The following is a 16,369-nucleotide window of genomic DNA, read 5'->3' on the forward strand; positions in this document are numbered from 1 at the left end:
GTGACAGGGATGGGGAGCCGCCTCGCCGGTGGCTCCCTGTCTGTCTGCGCGGGTCTCCATCAGGCAGGGCCCGTGAAGCTGTGCCCTCCGTGCGCCGCTGGACACCGGGCCCCGTGCCTGCTTTGTCCGGCGGGCGATGGATGCCACCACGCCCCACCTTCTCTCGCTGCACGTGGGCCTGCCCCGTGAGCTCGGCACGCCCGGTGCCACCGAGCCCCTGGAGCGGCCCTGGACGAGCGGCATCTTCAAGCAGCCGGTGGACGGCCCGGTGTGGCTGTCGCGCACGGGGCTGGCCGGAGACGGCCAGGCCGACGTGAAGGTGCACGGCGGCCCGGAGAAGGCCGTGCTCGCCTACGCGGAGGCGCACTACGCCTTCTGGCGCGAGCGGCTGGAGCGCCCCGACGTGGGCCCCGGGGCCTTCGGAGAGAACTTCGTGCTCTCCGGCGGCGCGGAGGACAGCGCCTGCATCGGTGACGTGCTGCGCGTGGGCGGCGCGCGCGTGCAGGTGTCGCAGCCGCGCCAGCCGTGCTGGAAGCCCGCCCGCCGCTGGGGCCGCAAGGAGCTGTCCCTGCTGCTCCAGCAGACGGGCCGCACCGGCTGGTACCTCCGCGTGCTGGAAGAGGGCCCCGTGCGCCAGGGCGACGTCCTGGAGCTGCTCGAGCGCCCCTTCCCCGCCTTCACCGTCGCCTTCGCCAACCACGCCATGCACGGGCACGCACCCGACGCGGCGGCCGCGCTGGCGGAGTGCCCCCTGCTGACGCCGGGCTGGCGCGATTCGCTGCGCCGCCGTGCCCAGGGCACCCGCGGGGATGACCGCCCCAGGCTCGTGGGCCCCAACTCCGCTGACTGAGCGACACCCACTACCTGGCAAGTGGGCCCCCAGGTCTTGTTCCCAGTGACGGCCGAAGAGCAGGCAGCCAGAGGAGCGGCCCCTGCACGCCGGAATCTGGCTGCTCAGGTTCCCGACCAGCAGCAGCCAGCAGCAGCCAGACCCTCACTGGGAGAATCCACATGAAGAAGTTCCTCAAGACCAAGGTCGTTCTCGCGTCCCTGTCCGCCGGCTTCCTCGTCTTCGGTACCGCCTGTAAGTCGGACTCGGGCGCCACGAAGGAAGAGCCCACGACGGGGACGACGACAGGCGGAGACACGACGGGCACCGGCACCATGGGGGGTGACACCTCCGGCACGGGAACGGGAACCGACCCGGCGGGCACGGGCACCGGCACCACCACGGACCCGGGCACGGGCGGCACGGGCATGGATGACCCGACGATGAGCCCCGAGACGGGCGGCAGCATGGACCCGGGCACGGGCGGCACGGGCACCGGCACGGGCATGGAGGACGACCCGTCCATGGACCCGGCCCCTGACACGGGCACCATGGACCCGGGCACGGGCGGCGCGGGCACGGGCACGGGCACCGGCAGCGACATGGGCACGGACACCAGCGACGACACCACGCTGGACCCGGGCACGGGCGGCAGCGGCACGGGCATGACGGAGCCGGAGAAGTCCGACACGGGCAGCGGCGCCTCCGTCCCGGAGACCGGCGGCCAGAAGAACTAGCCGTCCCCCTGACCTGACCCCATGAAGCAGTGGACGGTGCCCGCGCGGCCTGCCGCGTGGGCATCGCCATTACAGGCTGCGACTGAACTCCGAAAGACCCACTTCGAGGGACGGAGGCCGATTCGGGGGCACGGAGCCTCTCGCCGCATCATTCGAGAAGCGCTCGGCGGCAGGCCAGCAGTCGCTCTCGCGGCCACTATATTTGGGGTACTCCGTGCCTTCGTCGACAGGTCCCCCCTCCAAATAGAAGCGAATCCACGTTTCGATGTTCCGCTTCGGCACGAGGTGGGAAATCCGCTCATTGCCGCCGCGGAGGGGCATGCCTTCATCGCGCAGCGCCTGCTCCAGGTAGCTCATCCTCGCGGCCACTGTGTTCGCTGGGTCCGCGTCCATGTGGACGATGAGTGCGGCCTGCGTACGCGATGCGCGGCTCCGATGCGCCTCCACCTGCTTCGGGTAGTGTCTGGCAACATATGCATCCCCCGCGCCCCCTTCCAACGAAGGCAAGGCAACGAGCTGGATGCGCCGGGAATCAACTCCATGCCGGATGAGCGCCCTTCGGATGAAGACCTGGGACTGCAAATCCTCGCAAAGGACGACGTACTGGACGCCGTTACCCATCAGCCCACTCGCGCTCGATGGTTTCCGCGGGAGTCAATCCAGGAACCCCCTTGAATGGCTCGAGGCGAACGGGGCCGTCCTCATGCCGGAAGAGCCGCATGCCGTACGACGGCGCCAGGCGGTTCAGCAACTCGGGATGGTGGCTGACGAACCAGACCTGAGGACCGTCGGACGACAGCGTGACGTCGATGACTTCCATCAGCCACGGCTGGATTTCCCTCAGCGCGACATAGTTGTCCGGCTCATCGAAGATGACCAGACGCCCTGGCTTGAGAATCGCATGGCGGAGGACGTAGAGCGCAATCAACGCACGCTGACCGTCTGAGAGCTCTCTGAAGTCGACGGCGTAGGACGCACCCTTTCCCGTCTTGAACCGGGCTTGCAGCTTCGGGCGGACCTTGTCGACTCCCAGGGTTTCAAAGCCGGGAAAGACATGGGCGAGCGAATCCCTGACCCGGAACGCGACCTCAAGGTCCTGAGCGATGCTCCGCGGGTACCACGACGAGAAGTTCCCGAGGTCGGGCACCAGCACATCAGCGCCCTCATCGGTTCTTTCCTTCATGGCCCGTGGGTCTGGCTTGAAGAACCAGACGTCTTCATCCAACCAGCGCTTGAAGGCCATCAGCTTCTTGTTGCTCCTGCTCGCCGCGACGGCACCGAGCCCGGAACGACTCCTATGAGCCGGGAAGGCCGGCCCCGCGCGTCCATCATCGTCGTGGAGTTGCAGCACCCCCTCATCGAAGGTCATCAGCGACGTACCCGCACAACGAAGTGCCTCGCGCTTGACCTGGGCACGCTGCGGCTCGTCGGAATCGTGCTCCACGACGAGCTCGTACTGGTAGATGCCCTCCGGAAGGCGGACATCCAGCTCGATCCGCTGCTCCAGGCGTTGGTCCCATCGGGTCAGCGAGCCACCGGAAAACCACTGGCGCACTTCGACCTCATTGACCACGAGCGACCGTACGAACCATAGCAGTCGGCCGAGTGTCGACTTCCCCGAGCCATTCTCGCCGAGCAGCAGCGCGAGCCGGCCAGGCCTCCACTCGAAGTTGACGAAGCATCGGAAATTGTCGACAAAGATTCGCTCGAGCATTCAGCCCTCCAGGCCCCGTGGAATCACCATCGGCGCCTGCGCGGCTGCTTATACCCCCGTTCCCGCCCACGAGGACACGCATCGCGCGGGCGGGACGAGGCTTCGCTCAGCTCACGCTGACGCCCGGGTAGGAACGCGGCGTCCCCACGGGCTCGATGATGTGCGAGTCACCGCCAGAACCCGGGTTGTTGCCAGGCCCGCCATCCGGTTGCAGTGGCGGAGGGCCGTGGTGGTGCGGGTGCTCTTCGGTGTCCGCGCTCCGGTCGGGCGCGGTGGGGAAGGCCTCCGGTGGAATGTGCAGCACGTCCTTCTTGCTCATGGCTACCTCCTTCCCTCAAAGCTGGGTGCCCTCCAGTCCCCGGGCACCCGCCGCGCCAACGCCTGCTTGAACGGCCGCTCGGGGCTTGGCAGGGTCCGCGGGATGAAGCTCCCCTCCCGACTCCTCCTCGCGCTGAAGTTCCTGCTGGCCTGCGGCTTGCTCCACATCCCGCCCGCGCTCGCACGGCAGCCCTCGCAGCGGAAGGCCTCGCCCACGCAGGTGAAGGGCACCCGCGTCTCGCTCACCCCGCCCGAGGGCTTCACGGAGGCCACGCGCTTCAGCGGCTTCCAGCAGGAGGAGACGGGCGCCTCCCTCATGGTGACGGAGCTGCCCGGCCCGTACACGGAGGTCACCACCGGCTTCACCGCCGAGGGCCTCACCTCGCGTGGCATGAAGCTGCTCTCGAAGAAGCAGGTGAAGGTGAACGGCCACAAGGGGCTGCTGCTCCACGTGGCGCAGTCCGCCTCCGGCGTCGACTTCCTCAAGTGGCTGGTGGTGCTCGGTGACGCGTCCGCCACGCTGGTGGTCACCGCCACGTACCGCGAGGAGGACACGAAGGCGCTGGGCCGGCCCATGCAGGCCGCCGTGCTCTCCACGCGCTGGGACCGCGACGCCGCCCCCACCGCCGCGCCCGCCCTCTTCACGCTGAAGGAGACCCCCGGGCTGAAGGAAGCCCAGCGCCTGCAGGGCGCCATCATCTACACCCGCGATGGCACCCTGCCGGGGAAGCCGGGCGACGAGCCGTTCCTCATCGTCGCCCCGTCCCTGGGCGCCACGGCCGCGAGCGAGGACGTGGAGGCCTTCTCCCTCGCGAGGCTGAAGCAGACCGCGGCCGCGGAGGCCCTCACCGTCGAGTCCGGCGCGCCGCTCACGGTGGACGGCCTGACGGGGCACGAGCTGGTGGCCTCCGCGAAGGACCCCGCCACCGGCCGGGACTTCACCCTCTACCAGGTGATGCTGGTGGACGCGCAGGGCTACTACCTGCTCCAGGGCCGCGTGGGAGGCGCTGACCGCGCCACGTACCTGGGGCACTTCAAGACGGCCGCCAGGGCCTTCCAGCGCACCCCCAGGCCGTGAGCCCCAGCCTCCGCGCGTGCCTGTGAGCACCCGGGCGGGCAGGCGCACGCCACCTCGCCCGCATCGCCCGGCGACATCGCCGCCACTGTGCGTGGGTGGCACCTTGCAGGTGAGACACGCTATCGAGAGAGGGGAACCGCAGCGTGAACACGGGTGGGGCGGAATGAGTGTGAAGCTACTGCTGGCCGGCCGGCGTGGAGTGGGCGGACACCTCTTCTCTCCCTTCGAGGAGTCCCAGGACTGGCTGGAGCAGGTCGAGGCCTGGGTCCAGGAGCACGCCGGCGAGCTGCTGGAGAGCGCCCGCCCCGGCATCGGACCTCAAGGTGCGCCCCTGCTCCGGCTGCGCCTGCACCCCGCCGCCGGAGAGGTCTCCATCCTGGCCGCCACGGGCTCGCGCCTGGTCATCTCCGCCGAGACGTCCGCGGTGGGCCCCGGCTACCACGTCTTCCTCTGCGACATGCTGAAGGCCCTGGGTGACACACTCGGCATCACCTGGGCGCCCGAGGACGAGGCCGCCGGCGTCGGCGACCCGACGGGCTACTTCCACACGGGTGACGCGGGGCCGGTGGAGGTCTACATGCTGGCCTCGCTCCAGGAGTCCGTGGCGCAGGTGCTGCGCATGCGCCGGCTGGGCGAGTCCGGCTTCGGCCTGTCCATGCGCTTCGGCCACACCTTCGAGCACCCGGGCGCGCTGCTGACGCCGCTGGGGCCTCGCGACGAGCGGTGGCTGCGCGACGCGTACGAGGACCCGCGCCGGGGCATGGACGTGTTCCCCTGGTGGAAGCCGGGCCTGCAGGCGCGCACGCGGCTGAGCCGCGCGCTGTGCCGCATGTGGACGGACGTGGTGTGGCGCCCGCCCCTGCTGGAGGAGGAGCGGCGCCTGTTCCGCGACGTGGCCCGCCTGCTGGAGCTGGCCTGGCGCGAGGACCCCACGCTGCCCTACCCCTGGCGCGAGTGGCAGGAGGTGCTCGGCTACCTGGGCATCGGCGGCACGCTGGCGGAGGAGGTCCACCGCCACGCGGCCGGGGCCTCGCGAGGGCCGTCCATCGGCTACCGGCGCGGCGCGGTGCAGGTGGCGCTGCCGGAGGGCTGGGAGATTCGCATCCCCGGCTCGCTCGCGGAGGCGCACCTGCAGGACGGCACCTGGGTGGCCAGAGACCACCGCCGCAGCGTGCGCTTCGTCCCCCTGGAGGACGGCGCGGAGGAGAGCCTGGCCCCCACCACCGCCGAGCGCCGCGCCATGGAGCTGGAGCACCGGGGCGAGCGCGTCACCGGCCGGGCTTCACTCCATGTGGAGCCGGGCGAGTGCCGGCTGACGGCCCTGTGCAGCTCCGGCAGGCGGCGGGCCCTCTGCGTGGTGAGCTTCGACGACCCGGACGAGCAGGACTGGGCGCTGGGGACCTGGCGCTCACTGGACCACGCTGCCGCCGCATGACGCTTGCCGGCCCGTGAGGGCACTCCCACATTCAGCGGGCATTTTCCCTTAGAGGAATCGAGAGCCTGTATGAGCAGGGAGGTCTGGCCGGGCAAGCCCTGGCCGCGTGGCGCCACGTTCGATGGCACGGGAGTGAACTTCGCCGTCTACTCCTCGGTGGCCACGCGCATCGAGGTCTGCATCTTCGACCCCGCCAATCCAACGAAGGAAATCGAACGGTTCGACCTGCCGGAGTCGACGGACCTGGTCCGCCACGGCTACGTGCCGGGCCTGGAGCCGGGAACCCTCTACGGCCTGCGCGTACACGGCCCCTACGAGCCCACACAGGGCCACCGCTGCAACCCCCACAAGCTGCTGGTGGACCCGTACGCCAAGGCGCTCTACGGCGACGTGGACTGGCGCCAGCCCGTCTTCGGCTACCCGCTGGGCAACCCGCAGCAAGACCTGGCGCGCGACGAGCGGGACAGCGCGGCCGGCATGCCCAAGTGCGTGGTGGTGAGCGACTTCTTCGACTGGGGCAATGACCGGCGCCCGGACGTGCCCTGGCGCAAGACGGTCATCTACGAGGCCCACGTGCGCGGCCTCACCATGCGCCACCCCGGCGTGCCCGAGCACCTGCGCGGCACCTACGCCGGCCTGGGCACCCCCGCCGTCATCGACCACCTGAAGGCGCTGGGCGTCACCACCGTGGAGCTGCTCCCGGTGCACGCCTTCGCGGACGACTCGTTCCTCAACGACAAGAAGCTGTCGAACTTCTGGGGCTACAACACCCTGGGCTACTTCGCGCCGGAGCAGTACTACGCCAGCCGCAAGACGCCCGGCGCCGCCGTGGCCGAGTTCAAGGCCATGGTGAGGGACCTGCACGCGGCCGGCATCGAGGTCATCCTCGACGTCGTCTACAACCACACCTGCGAGGGCAACCACCTGGGGCCCACGCTGTCGCTCAAGGGCATCGACAACGCGAGCTACTACTGGCTCATGCCGGAGAAGCGTCACTACCTGGACTTCACCGGGTGCGGCAACAGCGTCAACGCGTCCAACCCGCAGGCGGCGCGGCTCATCGTCGACAGCCTGCGCTACTGGGTGAACGAGATGCACGTGGACGGGTTCCGCTTCGACCTGGCCACGGTGCTCGGGCGCACCGGTGAGGGCGGCTTCGAGCAGCAGGCGGCGCTCTTCCAGATCATCCACCAGGACCCGGTGCTGGCGCGCACGAAGCTGATTGCGGAGCCGTGGGACGTGGGGCTCGGCGGCTACCAGGTGGGTGGCTTCCCCGCGCCGTGGCGCGAGTGGAACGGCAAGTACCGGGACGCGCTGCGCCGGTACTGGAAGGGGGATGAGAACCTCGCGAGCGAGATGGGCTACCGCCTGACGGGCAACGCGGACCTGTACGCGGAGGCGCGGCGCAAGCCGCAGGCGAGCATCAACTTCGTCACCGCGCACGACGGCTTCACGCTGCACGACCTGGTGACGTACAGCCAGAAGCACAACGAGGCGAACGGCGAGCACAACCGCGACGGCGCGGACGACAACCAGTCCTGGAACTGCGGCGTCGAGGGTGAGACGGACAACGCGGAAATCATCGCCCTGCGCGAGCGGCAGAAGCGCAACCTCCTGGCGTCGCTCTTCCTGTCCACCGGCATCCCGATGATTGTCGGCGGCGACGAGATGGGCCGCACACAGGGGGGCAACAACAACGCGTACTGCCAGGACAACGAGCTGTCCTGGGTGGACTGGAACCTGGACGAGCGGCGGCAGAAGCTGCTGGCCTTCACGCGCAAGCTCATCCAGCTCCGGCACCAGCAGCCGGTGCTGCAGCGGCGCCGCTTCTTCAAGGGCGCGCACCTGTGGGACTCGCAGCACAAGGACCTGACCTGGTTCCAGCCGGATGGCGCGGAGATGCGGGCGGAGGACTGGCAGAAGCCCTTCGTGCGCTCGCTGGCGTTCCTGCTGGGAGGCGACGCCATCCCCACGCCGGACGAGCGCGGGCAGCGCATCATCGGCGACGCGCTGCTCATCCTGCTCAACGCGCACCACGAGCCGGTGTCCTTCAAGGTGCCGCCCGCGGCGGCGGGACACCACTGGGAGCTGGCGCTCTACACGGCGGATGACGACCGGGAGGAAGAGCCGGTGCCGGCGAGCGGGAAGTTCGAGCTCATCGGCCGCTCGCTGGCGGTGTTCCGCCAGGTGGAGGGCTGAGCGAAGGGGCACGGCCGCCGGGTGAGACACACGGTGGGCCGTGTTAACATGCCGCGTGTTGCCAAGGGGGCACACGCGGCATGTCGATGATTCAGTTCACCCGGAACTACACGGACCGCTCGAACGACTACGGCTTCCAGTTCGAGTTCTTCTGCGACAAGTGCGGCAACGGGCACATGTCGCCGTTCATCGCCAGCAAGGTGGGCGTGGCCACGGGGCTGCTGCGCGCGGCGGGCTCGTTCTTCGGCGGGACGATTGGCCGGGCGGCCCATGCGGGCACGCACCTGAAGGACGCGCTGCGCGGCCAGGGCTGGGACGACGCGTACGCGGAGGCGGTGGACGCGGGGAAGCAGCACTTCAAGAACTGCACCCGGTGCGGCAAGTGGGTGTGTCCCAGGTCCTGCTGGAACGAGACGCGCGGGCTGTGTGAGGCCTGCGCGCCGGACCTCGCGGAGGAGGCGGCCTCCATCCAGGCGCACGTGGCGGTGGAGCAGGCGCGCGAGAAGGTGCGCCAGGTGGACCAGGTGGCGTCGCTCGACGTGAAGGCGACGCGGATGGCGGCCTGTCCACACTGCAGCGCGAAGGTGGAGGGCGGGAAGTTCTGCGGGGAGTGCGGCAAGCCGCTGACGGCGCAGAAGGTGGGCTGCGGCAAGTGCGGCACGGAGATTCCGGAGCGCGCGAAGTTCTGCCCGGAGTGCGGCACGCCCCGGAGCGGCTGAGCGCGCGCCCATGTCCCGGGACGCGCAGGAAGACGGAGTGCGGCGGGTCTACGGTGAAATCGCGCCGGCCTACGAGGCGCTCTTCCCCGCGCTGCATCGCTACGAGGACCGGGTGGAGCGCTTCCTCGCGGAGGCCGTGACGCCCGGCTGCCGCGTCCTCGACGTGGGCTGCGGCCCCGGCCTGCACACGCGAGGCCTGGATGCCTCCGTGGACGTCACCGGGACGGACCTGTCAGCGGAGATGCTCGCCCTGGCCCGGCAGGCCCGGCCCCACGGCCACTGGCACCCGCACAGCTACCACCAGCCGCTTCCTCCCGAGTGGGGCCGCTTCCACGTCGCGCTGGCCATCGGCTGCCTGGACTTCTGCGAGGACCTGCCGCGCGTACTGGGCCACCTCGCCGCGGCGCTGGAGCCCGGCGGCCGGCTGCTCTTCACCGTGCTGGAGCGGCGCCCCGGGCTCGAAGGCCACGAGGCGCCCATGCGCGAAGTCCAGACGGCGGGCCCGGCGGTGACGCTGCACCTCTACTCCTTCGAGGAGACCGCCCGGGCGGTGACGGGCGCGGGCCTCTTGCCCCGCGCCTACGTCCACGCGCCCGGCTGGGTCCACCTCACGGAGCAGCGGACCATGTGGTTCGGCTGGTGGGACGTGGAGCGCCAGCCTGTCTCCAATCCCTGACATGAATCATCTGCAGCAACCCTGAATCACTTTCATTGTAATTACATGAACCCGGTCGCCCCCACGGAGGGACGAGCTGACCAGACATGCGTCCGAGCGCCGAGTTGGAAGCCACTCACCACGGGTCCGTTTCGGCTCATGTCACACCCGCCCCAGACGCCTTGCGCGACCAGGCAAGGACAGACGGTTGGTTTGCAATTCCTCATTCGCTTTGAGATACGTCGCGTCCGGTTTGTGACACTCCCTCACGCGCCTGGCCGTCCCCCTCGCGGATGCACTCGCACCCGCGCGGCCGCGGCGTCGTGTCCGGAGCTCCGTAGCGCCCCTGCCCGCCGCGTATGACCTCGCACCTGAAGAGCAGTCCCGTGGAAGCTCGCGCCCCGGGGCCCCGGCACGGGGTGACGCCCCTCTCTCCCACCCAGGTCCGCCCATGAGCTCGGGTCCACCGCCGGGACTCGGCACGGAGTGGCAGCAGGTGCTCGGCATCTTCGCCGACGAGGCGGAGGAGCTGCTCTGCGCCATGGAGCAGGCGCTCATCGCGCTGGAGGCGGACCCCGGCGACGAGCGGCTCCAGGCCCTCTTCCGGGTGGCCCACACCCTCAAGGGCAGCGCGAGCTCGCTGGGCTTCCAGGCCCTGACGGACTACGTCCACGGCGCCGAGGACCTGCTGCAGGCCCTGCGAGAGCGGCGGCTTTCCGTGAGCGAGCCGCTCGTCTCCCTGCTGCTGGGCTCGGTGGACCACCTGCGCGAGCTGACTCGCGCGGCGCTGGCCGGCGTGGACCAGCTCGGCCCGGCCCACCTGGCCCAGCTCGAGAAGCTGCGCGCGTTCGGCGCCACGGGGCAAGCCCCGGGTGCCCCGGCATCCCGCCCCGACTTCCCGCTCGCCCTGGACTCCGCGGAGGAGCTGCCCCGGCTGGAGGTCCGCGCCTCGACGCGGGGCCGCTCCGTGCGCATGGACGTGGAGCGGCTGGACCGCATCGTCACCCTCACCGCCGAGCTGTCCATCGCCCGGGGCCGCATGACGCGCTTCCTCATGGAGGCCGAGTCCTCCGGCGCGAGCTGGGAGGACGCCGTCGCCCAGCAGCGCGAGATGGACCAGCTCTTCCTGGACCTGCAGGACCAGGTCATGAAGGTGCGGATGGTCCCCGTGGGGCCGCTGTTCCGGCACCACCTGCGCACCGTCCGGGACCTCGCCCGCTCCCAGGGCAAGCTCGCCCTGCTGGAGCTGGAGGGCGAGGACGTGGAGATGGACACCGCGGTCCTGGAGGCGGTGCGCGAGCCGCTGCTCCACCTGCTGCGCAACGCGCTGGACCACGGCATCGAGACGCCCGAGGAGCGGCGGGCCGCCGGCAAGGACGGCTGCGGCCACCTGCGCCTGCGCGCCTTCCACGACGGGGGCAACGTCGTCGTCGAGCTGTCCGACGACGGCCGCGGCATCCAGCGCGAGCGGGTGCGCGAGCGGGCGAGGGAGTACGGCCTGGTGGCCGCCCCGGAGCGCCTGCGGGACGAGGAGGTGGACCAGCTGCTCTTCGAGCCCGGCTTCTCCACCGCGCACGCGGTGACGGAGCTGTCCGGCCGCGGCGTGGGCATGGACGTCGTCCGCCGCGACATCGAGGCCCTTCGAGGCACCGTGGCGCTGTGCAGCCAGGAAGGCCGCGGCACCACGGTGACGCTGCGCCTGCCGCTCACCCTCGCCGTCATCCAGGGTTTCGCCATGGGCGTGGGTGACCAGGTCTACGTGGTCCCCATCGAGCTGGTGCAGGAGTGCATCGAGCTGCCCCCGGGCGCCAGTGCCGGCGAAGAGGCCGGGGTGATGTCCCTGCGGGGCCAGGCGCTGCCCTACCTGCGCCTGCGCCACGTGCTGGGGCTGGGCGGCACCGCGCCCGCCCGGGAGAACGTGGTGGTCCTCCGCCACCCCGACGGCGTCGTGGGCCTCGCGGTGGACGAGCTCCAGGGTGAAGGCCAGCGTGTCATCCGCCCGCTGGGCCGGCTCTTCCAGGACACCCCGGGCATCTCCGGGTCCACCATCCTCGGGGACGGCCGCGTGGGCCTCATCCTGGACACCCCCACGCTGGTGCGCCGGGCCGTCCGCCGGGCCGCCGAGGCGCCCGGGTACATCACCCCCCTGGAGTCGCCGGTGGAGCCAGCGGCCTCCCGGTATCAGGAACAACGCAGGACGGAGTGAGCATGTTCGAGAACCTGAGCATCACACGCAAGCTGCTACTGGCCTTCGGCACCATGGTGGCCATCATCATCGGCCTCGTGGTGTCGGCCTACTCGACCCTGAACCGGGTCGGCGTGGCGAGCATCGCGGACACCGAGAGCCACCAGGTGATGATTGCCGTGCGCACCCTCGAGGGAGACATGGCCGACCTGGAGACGGGCCAGCGCGGCTTCGTCATCACCGGCGACGAGAAGTTCCTCGAGCCCTACGCTTCGGCCCGCGTCAGCTTCGTCCAGAACCTCAACCAGCTCCGCGAGCTGACCACCGAGAGCCGCCAGCAGCAGGAGCGGCTCCAGGAGGCGAGGGACTTGCTCCAGCAGTGGCTGAGCCAGCACCTGGAGCCCCTCATCGCCCAGCGGCGCGACGTCAACTCGGGCCGCGGGGAGCTCGCCCAGCTCATCGCGGTGGAGCAGACCGCTCGCGGCAAGCAGGCGGCGGACCGCATCCGCGCGGTGCTCAACGAGGTGGCGAACGAGGAGTCCAAGCTCCTCACCCAGCGCCTCAAGGACACCGACGCGATGACCGAGTCGCTCTACCAGACGCTCATCGGCGGAGGCATCCTCGGAGCGGTGCTGGCGGCGCTGCTGTCGTTCCTCCTCACCCGCAGCATCGTCCGCCCGCTGGGCGAGGCCGTGCAGGTGACGGGCCAGCTCACCGCCGGTGACCTCACCGCCGTCATCACCACCCGGGGCAAGGACGAGACGGGGCAGATGCTCACCGGCATGCGGGACATGATTCAGCGCCTGTCCGGCGTCATCAGCGAGGTGCGCGGCGCGGCGGGCTCGCTGTCCTCCGCCTCCACCCAGGTGGCCTCCGCCGCCCAGGGGCTGTCCCAGGGCACCAGCACCCAGGCGGCCTCCGTGGAGGAGACCACCGCCAGCCTGGAGCAGCTCAACACCACCATCAGCCAGAACGCCGAGCACAGCCGGGAGATGGAGCAGATGGCCCTCAAGGGCGCCCGCGACGCCGAGGAGAGCGGGCGCGCGGTGAAGGAGACCGTCTCCGCGATGAACGCCATCGCCGAGCGCATCTCCATCGTCGAGGAGATTGCCTACCAGACGAACCTGCTCGCGCTGAACGCGGCCGTGGAGGCCGCGCGCGCCGGGGAGCACGGCCGGGGCTTCTCCGTGGTCGCCACCGAGGTGCGCAAGCTGGCCGAGCGCAGCCAGAAGGCCGCGAAGGAGATTGGCGGCCTGGCCACCTCCAGCGTGCGCGTGGCGGAGCGCAGCGGGCAGCTGCTCACGGACCTGGTGCCCTCCATCCACCGGACGGCGTCGCTGGTGCAGCAGGTGACCACCGTGTCCAAGGAGCAGGCCATCGGCGTGTCGCAGATGAACCGGGCGATGATGCAGGTGGACCAGGTCACCCAGCGCAACGCCTCCGCGGCGGAGGAGCTGTCGTCCACGGCCGAGGAGATGGCGTCCCAGGCCGAGTCGCTCCTGCAGATGATGACCTTCTTCCGGCTCGGGGACGGCGGCGAGTACGGCACCCCCGGCCCCCGGCCCCGGGCAGCGGCGCACCGTCCGCTCCCCTCCCCCATGCGCGCGCTGCACGCGGCGGCCCAGGTCCCGCTGCCCGGCCCGGCGAAGGCTGGAGTGCCGGAGGCCCCCGGCTCCAGCCAGGACTTCCAGCGCTTCTAGGACGAGGTCCGCCCCCATGAGCGCCCCCAACGAGAAGGCCGCACGCTCCAGCTACCTCAGCTTCGTCATCGCGGGCGAGGAGTACGCCGTGGGCATCCTGCGCGTGCGCGAAATCATCGAGCACTGCCCCATCACCCGCGTCCCCGGCATGCCTCCCGCCGTGCAGGGCGTCATCAACCTGCGCGGCAGCGTGGTGCCGGTGGTGGACCTGGCCGTGAAGTTCGGCCTGCCCCCCCGGCCGGTGACGCGCTGGTCCTGCTTCGTCATCGTCGAGGCGTCGCTCGACGGCCAGCAGACCGCCATCGGATTGCTGACGGACTCGGTGAGCGAGGTGCTGGAGCTGGGGGTGGACGACATCGAGGCGCCCCCCGCCTTCGGCACCCGCGTGCGGCTGGACTTCCTGCTGGGCATGGGCCGGCAGAACGACAAGTTCATCATGCTGCTGGACCTGGACCGGCTGCTGTCGGTGGCGGAGCTGCTCAGCCTGGCGACGGTCGCCGCCGAGTCCTCCGCCCTGGAGCTGCCCGCCACGCCTCCCGCCGAGCCCGCGGCGGAGGCGCCGATGAAAGGCTGAGCAGGAGTGCTGGCCATGACGTCCCCCCCGGCACCTCGGCTCTCCCAGCGGGAGCTGGCGCTGTTCCAGGCCCTGGTGGAGAAGGAGACCGGAATCCATCTCTCCGCCGCCAAGGACGCGCTGGTGGCCAACCGGCTCACTCGCCGCCTGCGGGAGCTGGGGCTGCCCTCTTTCGGCGCCTACTATCACTACGTCACCGAGCGGGGGCACGAGGCGGAGAAGGTGCGGATGCTCGACAGCCTCTGCACGCACGAGACGTCCTTCTTCCGCGAGCCCCAGCACTTCGAGCTGCTGCGGCAGCGCATCCTCCCGGAGTGGGCCGCCGAGGGCGCCGCCGGCCGGAGGCCCCGGACGCTGCGCGTCTGGAGCGCGGCCTGCTCCACCGGCGAGGAGCCCTACTCACTCGCCATGTGCCTGCTGGAGGCGTTCCCCAAGGGCTCCGGCTGGAGCCTGGAAATCGTCGCCACGGACCTGTCCACCTGGGCGGTGCAGCGCTGCGAGCAGGGCCTGTGGAGCCTGGACCGCGCCGCCACCATCCCCCCGCCGCTGCTCAAGGCCTTCATGCTCAAGGGCGTGCGCAGCCAGGAGGGGCTGATGAAGGCCGGACCGGAGCTGCGCGGGATGATGCGCTTCGCCCGCGTCAACCTGAACTCCCCGGGCGAGTGGCCCCAGGGCCCCTTCGACCTCGTCTTCTGCCGCAACGTGCTCATCTACTTCGGCGCGGAGGCCCGCAGCCGCGTCATCTCCGGGATGTTCCAGCGCCTGCCGGCGACGGGCTACTTCTTCCTCGGCCACGCGGAGAGCCTGATTGGCGTCGACGCCGACGTGAGACCCGTGAGCGCGAACGTGTACACGCCACGGGCCTCCAGCACCTCCCGGCGGGGCGCCTGACGCCGCTCACGGCTCGAGCAGCGTGAGGCGGACGTCGAGCTCGTCGTCCTCGTACTCGGAGACGAGCGCCTCCGTGCTCATCTTCCAGTCCACCTCCACCACCCCGCCCGCGGGCGGCACCTGGCGCTCCAGCTCCAGCCGGAAGGTGCCCTCACAGCTCCGGATGTCCTTGTCACAGGCACTGAAGATGCCATGGTCATAGGTGGCCGGGGCCGTCTCCGCGCCGAGCAGCACCACGGTCTCCTCCTGGATGCTGCCGTCACGCTCGTCCACGAGCCGGAACCGGAACCAGGGCGGTGCGGCCGCCGTCTCTCCCTCCGGCGCCTGCCACCGGAGCGCCTCCATCCTGCACCACCCGCTCACCGGGCCGAACTCCACCTTCTCGCCCTTCTTCGGGTGGACGCTCAGCTGGAAGCGCTGCTCGAACCGAGGCGCCTCCGCGGTGAGGCGGGCGGTCTGGATGTCGAGCTCGGCCTGGGCGAAGACGTTCCCACCGCAGGCGGTCAGCAGCGCGAGACTTCCCAGCAACCAGGCGTGCCTCATGGCTCGGCGACCTCCACCCGGAAGCCCTTCGGCATGTCGCTGGTGCCCTCGATGAACACATTAGCCACGACCTTCCACTCCACGTCGACGGTGCCCTCACCGACTCCCGGCTGCAGCTCGAAGTCGACCGTCATGTTCCATCCACACGACTTCGCGCCCCCGGGCAGGCATTCGTCCAGACTGGCATTGATCCGCCTCATGACGGACGACGCCCCGCCCGGCTCGAGGACGACCTGCTCGGCGGCACCGGAGCGCTCCGAATCGCCAATCCGCCCCTGCAGCCAGGGCCGCTCCGTGCGGGTGGGGTCCGTGGGCGTCCAGCGCGCGGTGGCTTCCAGCGTCACCCAGCCGAGCACGGGCTCCTCCGGGTCCTCCGACATCAAGGCCCGGACCACGAGCTGGCGTGTCACCTTCCGGGTCCCCGTCGTCACCTGCACGGGCGCGCCCGTGAACTCGGCCACGACCTCATCGGTGCGGGGCTGGGACGTGGCCACGGTGCCCAGACAGGCCACCACGAGCACGAGCTGGGCGGCCCGGGCGCGGAGTCTCGGGAACCTCTGCAACGGCGTTGCGGGTGCAGCCATGAGTCGATTCCTCACCTGGAACGAACATTCCTTCCAGGCGCCCTCTGGCCACGCCCGGAGTCCGGCCGCCCCCAAGGCAAGCCATGTGCCAGTAAAGCTCCAGAGCCAGAGGGGCACAAACGAGCCGTAAACCGCGACTTCCGTGTCAGCGCGAGACAAGGCGCAGGACCTGGGAGTCAGGGTGCGGCCGTCGGAGCGGCGGTAAGGC

At 70.5% G+C, this 16,369-nt stretch carries 15 protein-coding genes; 11 read left to right on the forward strand and 4 right to left on the reverse strand.

What is annotated here, in order from left to right; all coding sequences use genetic code 11:
* Positions 1 to 136 precede the first annotated feature (136 nt).
* Both LXT23_RS03690 and LXT23_RS03695 read left to right on the forward strand, forming a co-directional pair.
* Positions 137 to 850: an MOSC domain-containing protein gene (locus LXT23_RS03690; RefSeq protein ID WP_253978663.1), complete on the forward strand. Its 714-nt coding sequence runs from the start codon at positions 137 to 139 to the stop codon at positions 848 to 850.
* A gap of 161 nt (positions 851 to 1,011) precedes the next feature.
* A complete protein-coding gene (locus tag LXT23_RS03695) occupies positions 1,012 to 1,566 on the forward strand; it encodes a hypothetical protein (RefSeq protein ID WP_253978664.1) in 555 nt (184 codons plus the stop codon).
* Positions 1,567 to 2,179: 613 nt separating this feature from the next.
* On the opposite strand, the gene LXT23_RS03700 is transcribed toward LXT23_RS03695, so the two are convergent.
* Both LXT23_RS03700 and LXT23_RS03705 read right to left on the reverse strand, forming a co-directional pair.
* Positions 2,180 to 3,280 carry an AAA family ATPase gene (locus LXT23_RS03700; protein ID WP_253978665.1) on the reverse strand — a complete coding sequence of 367 codons (1,101 nt, stop codon included), beginning with the start codon at positions 3,278 to 3,280 and terminating at the stop codon, positions 2,180 to 2,182.
* A gap of 106 nt (positions 3,281 to 3,386) precedes the next feature.
* Entirely contained in the window at positions 3,387 to 3,599 is a 213-nt protein-coding gene (locus tag LXT23_RS03705) for a hypothetical protein (protein WP_253978666.1), read from the reverse strand.
* Positions 3,600 to 3,701: 102 nt separating this feature from the next.
* On the opposite strand from LXT23_RS03705, the gene LXT23_RS03710 reads away from it, so the two are divergent.
* From LXT23_RS03710 to LXT23_RS03750, 9 genes are all read left to right on the forward strand, one after another.
* Entirely contained in the window at positions 3,702 to 4,676 is a 975-nt protein-coding gene (locus tag LXT23_RS03710) for a hypothetical protein (RefSeq protein WP_253978667.1), read from the forward strand.
* Between the two features lie 163 nt (positions 4,677 to 4,839).
* Positions 4,840 to 6,111, forward strand: coding sequence for a hypothetical protein (locus tag LXT23_RS03715; RefSeq protein WP_253978668.1), 1,272 nt, complete (start codon positions 4,840 to 4,842; stop codon positions 6,109 to 6,111).
* 69 nt (positions 6,112 to 6,180) lie between these two features.
* Positions 6,181 to 8,310, forward strand: a complete 2,130-nt coding sequence (glgX, locus tag LXT23_RS03720; RefSeq protein ID WP_253978669.1) for a glycogen debranching protein GlgX — start codon at positions 6,181 to 6,183, stop codon at positions 8,308 to 8,310.
* Between the two features lie 80 nt (positions 8,311 to 8,390).
* Positions 8,391 to 9,029: a zinc ribbon domain-containing protein gene (locus tag LXT23_RS03725; RefSeq protein ID WP_253978670.1), complete on the forward strand. Its 639-nt coding sequence runs from the start codon at positions 8,391 to 8,393 to the stop codon at positions 9,027 to 9,029.
* A gap of 10 nt (positions 9,030 to 9,039) precedes the next feature.
* Entirely contained in the window at positions 9,040 to 9,705 is a 666-nt protein-coding gene (locus LXT23_RS03730) for a class I SAM-dependent DNA methyltransferase (protein WP_253978671.1), read from the forward strand.
* 430 nt (positions 9,706 to 10,135) lie between these two features.
* Positions 10,136 to 11,890, forward strand: a complete 1,755-nt coding sequence (locus tag LXT23_RS03735; protein ID WP_253978672.1) for a chemotaxis protein CheA — start codon at positions 10,136 to 10,138, stop codon at positions 11,888 to 11,890.
* Positions 11,891 to 11,892: 2 nt separating this feature from the next.
* Positions 11,893 to 13,569, forward strand: coding sequence for a methyl-accepting chemotaxis protein (locus LXT23_RS03740; RefSeq protein ID WP_253978673.1), 1,677 nt, complete (start codon positions 11,893 to 11,895; stop codon positions 13,567 to 13,569).
* 16 nt (positions 13,570 to 13,585) lie between these two features.
* Entirely contained in the window at positions 13,586 to 14,143 is a 558-nt protein-coding gene (locus LXT23_RS03745) for a chemotaxis protein CheW (RefSeq protein WP_253978674.1), read from the forward strand.
* Between the two features lie 15 nt (positions 14,144 to 14,158).
* Positions 14,159 to 15,034, forward strand: coding sequence for a CheR family methyltransferase (locus LXT23_RS03750; RefSeq protein WP_253978675.1), 876 nt, complete (start codon positions 14,159 to 14,161; stop codon positions 15,032 to 15,034).
* A 6-nt stretch (positions 15,035 to 15,040) separates the two neighbouring features.
* Here LXT23_RS03750 and LXT23_RS03755 read toward each other — a convergent pair whose 3' ends face one another.
* Together LXT23_RS03755 and LXT23_RS03760 are read right to left on the reverse strand one after the other, a co-directional pair.
* The gene (locus tag LXT23_RS03755; RefSeq protein WP_253978676.1) at positions 15,041 to 15,577 is read right to left on the reverse strand and encodes a hypothetical protein; all 537 of its coding nucleotides are present in this window, start codon (positions 15,575 to 15,577) and stop codon (positions 15,041 to 15,043) included.
* Positions 15,574 to 16,161, reverse strand: a complete 588-nt coding sequence (locus LXT23_RS03760; RefSeq protein WP_253978677.1) for a hypothetical protein — start codon at positions 16,159 to 16,161, stop codon at positions 15,574 to 15,576. Before LXT23_RS03760 ends, LXT23_RS03755 begins: the two co-directional genes overlap by 4 nt.
* Between the last annotated feature and the right edge of the window lie 208 nt (positions 16,162 to 16,369).

Origin of the sequence: Pyxidicoccus xibeiensis, assembly GCF_024198175.1 — a bacterium.
Lineage (GTDB): Bacteria > Myxococcota > Myxococcia > Myxococcales > Myxococcaceae > Myxococcus > Myxococcus xibeiensis.